This window comes from Longimicrobium sp. (assembly GCF_036554565.1).
In the GTDB taxonomy this organism is placed as follows: domain Bacteria; phylum Gemmatimonadota; class Gemmatimonadetes; order Longimicrobiales; family Longimicrobiaceae; genus Longimicrobium.
Window position 1 is genome coordinate 1 of the sequence record NZ_DATBNB010000404.1, and the last position, 2,768, is coordinate 2,768.

Annotated in this window: 2 protein-coding genes and 1 pseudogene; all 3 read right to left on the reverse strand. The window is 70.7% G+C overall.

The annotated features are described in order from the left end of the window. Positions 1 to 543: pseudogene (locus tag VIB55_RS11175) on the reverse strand (dienelactone hydrolase family protein); the annotation flags it as partial. Continuing rightward, positions 540 to 1,631, reverse strand: coding sequence for a quinone-dependent dihydroorotate dehydrogenase (locus tag VIB55_RS11180; protein ID WP_349263013.1), 1,092 nt, complete (start codon positions 1,629 to 1,631; stop codon positions 540 to 542). The gene VIB55_RS11180 and the pseudogene VIB55_RS11175, both read right to left, overlap by 4 nt. 145 nt (positions 1,632 to 1,776) lie before the next feature. Next, a partial coding sequence (locus VIB55_RS11185; protein WP_331876744.1) for a YbjQ family protein occupies positions 1,777 to 2,768 on the reverse strand: 992 nt, incomplete at its 5' end.

The following is a 2,768-nucleotide window of genomic DNA, read 5'->3' on the forward strand; positions in this document are numbered from 1 at the left end:
GTCCACGTGCTCCGTGCGCCCGTCCCACTCGTGCTCGCCGGTGAACAGGGAATTCACCATCCGCCGCACGTCCGCGTAGCCACCGAAGGAGACGACCGCCTTCAGGTCGCGGCGGATGCCGGGATCGGCGAACGCCATGATGGCCTGCGTGGCGCCGAACGAGAACCCGATGGCCCCCACGCCGCCCGGCCTCACCTCGGGCCGGTGCGCCAGCACGTGCGCCCCCGCCGCGATGGTCTGGCGCGCGGCCTCCAGGTCCAGCCGCAGCTCGCGCCAGGCGGGCACGTCGGGCACCAGCACGGCCGCGCCCGAACCCGCCAGCGAGCGGACGAAGCGCGTCATGGCCTTGTGGCGGCGGCCGGGCACCGTCAGCCCGTGCAGCACCACCCACCCCGGGGCGGGGCGTGGGCGGTCAGGCAGGTACAGCGTGGCCTCGCGGCGCTCGCCGGCCACCTCCACGAACATCTCTTCTTCGCGGAACGCGCCGGCGCCGTCGCGCAGGTACGTGCGGAGGAAGCGGGCGGTGCATAGGGTGGGGATCATGGGTGCGCCATCCCCACAGCCTGGTCGATCCGGTCCAGCCCCTCGTTGCGGAGACGGTCCAGCAGCCCGCGGTTGATGTCGCGCGCGATGGTGGGGCCCTGGTAGATGAACCCGGTCCACACCTGCACCAGGCTGGCCCCGGCGCGGATCATCTCCCACGCGTCCGCCGCGCCGAACACGCCGCCCACGCCCACGATGGGCATCCGCCCGCCCGTCGTCCGCCAGATCAGCGACACCACCTCCACCGCGCGCCGGTGCACCGGGGCGCCACTGATCCCGCCCGCGCCCATCCCGTCCACCCCCGGGGTGCGCAGCCCCTCGCGCGACACCGTGGTGTTCGTCGCGATCACGCCCGCCATCTCTTCCTCCGCCGCAATGCCGACGGCCTCCTCCACCTGCGGGTCCGTCAGGTCGGGGGCAATCTTCAGCAGGATGGGCCGCGGGGCGCCGCCGCGGACCTTCGCGAGCTCCGCCGTGCGCAGGCGCAGGGCGCGCAGGAGCTCGCGCAGGGGCGCGGCGTCCTGCAGCTGCCGCAGCCCGGGCGTGTTGGGCGAGCTCACGTTGACCACGACGTACGCGGCGAAGGCTTCGAGCCGCTCCAGGCTGCGCAGGTAGTCGGCGGTGGCATCTTCCAGCGCCGTCGCCTTGCTCTTGCCGATGTTGATGCCCAGCACCGGCTCGATGCGCGTGCGCCGCAGCCGGGCCGCCACGGCATCCGCCCCCGGGTTGTTGAAGCCCATGCGGTTGAGCAGCGCGCGGTCCGCGGGCAGCCGGAACAGGCGCGGAAGCGGGTTCCCGGGCTGCGGGAGCGCGGTCACCGTGCCGATTTCCACGTGCCCGAACCCCAGCGCGCCCAGCGCGTTGAACGACTCGCCGGACTTGTCGAACCCCGCCGCCAGCCCCACGGGGTTGGGAAAGCGGATCCCGAACCGCTCCGTGGCCAGCGCCGAGTGGCGCACCTGGAACATCGCGCGCGCCATCGCCCGCTGCGGAGGCGTCAGCAGCGCGGCATTCAGCGCGGCCGTGCCGGCGAAGTGCGCGGGCTCGGGAGCCAGGCCAAAGAGCAGGGGGCGAACGGCGTCGTACAGCGGCATTGGCGGGGGCATCTCGCGGAAAGCCCGGACGCGCGCGGCACGTCCGGGCTCGGGGACTCCGGCGAAGGTAGGGCGCGTCCAGACGCCCGGCAAGTGAAAGCGTGGAGGCCGGAAAGTTGGCTCCTCGGCGGATCCCGGGCTACGCCTGCAGCGTCTTTTCGGGCGGCTCGCCCGGGGCGAAGTATTCCCGCAGGCTCCTCAGCCGCTCCTCGATCTCGAGCACGGCCGCGTTGCGGTGATACTGCCCTTGTGCGAAGCCCCACGCGTCCAGGCCGCAGTTGCCGCAATGGGTGTCGGTCAGCCGCACCGAATTGCCACAGCCGCAAGCCCAGCCCTCCTTGTCGCCGCCGAAGAGGCTCTTGATGGTGGTACGGGTCCAGAGATGCGGAAAGGTCTCCTGGACCTGCGCCATGAGGCCTTCCAGCCGGGGAATGTCGTCTGCCGAGTAAGAGGACGGATGAGCCCGGAGAAGATTGAGCATCGACTTCCGGGCCGGTCTGCCCGCCTGGGGCAGCCTCCGGGCAAGCTCATCGTAATCCACCAGTTCCAGCCCCGCGATGAGCTGCTCGCAGGCCTTCCGCACCGCATCCGCGTCCGGGCCCTCCGAGCTGGCGAGGTTTGCATAAAGCAGGCGCTTGGCGTCGTCGGGGCTCAGCGCCGAGAAGTACGAGAACACCCGTTTGGTGATGATCTCACGGGACGGGCCCTCGACGGGAGATTTGCTGAGGTCGCGGAACGCGCCGAGTGCGTACGGCCCGAACCCGGTGATCGCGTGCTCCGTCGCGAAGCTCCACGTCTCGTCGTTCAGCCGAAGCGCCTTGCCGTCGATGTCGGCCAGGAGCTGGTTCTTTCGGAGCAGAACGGCCATGTCGTCCGCCGAAATCCGGCGGGTGTCCCGATCGTCATCGCGAATGCGGGGTGCCTGCTGGCGCTGCGCAAGTACGGCCGTGCCCACGGCGTTGAGCATGAACATCGACTTCCCCTGTCCGGAAATCTCGTCGAAGTCTATGCGCAGCCCGATGACCGCATTGCCGCCCAGCATCATGGCCCTGTCCTGCAGCAGCTCGGTGGCCTCGACGTACAGGCTCGAAAGCTGTTTTCCGTAGCTCTCGGATCGCCCGCCGAAGAAAT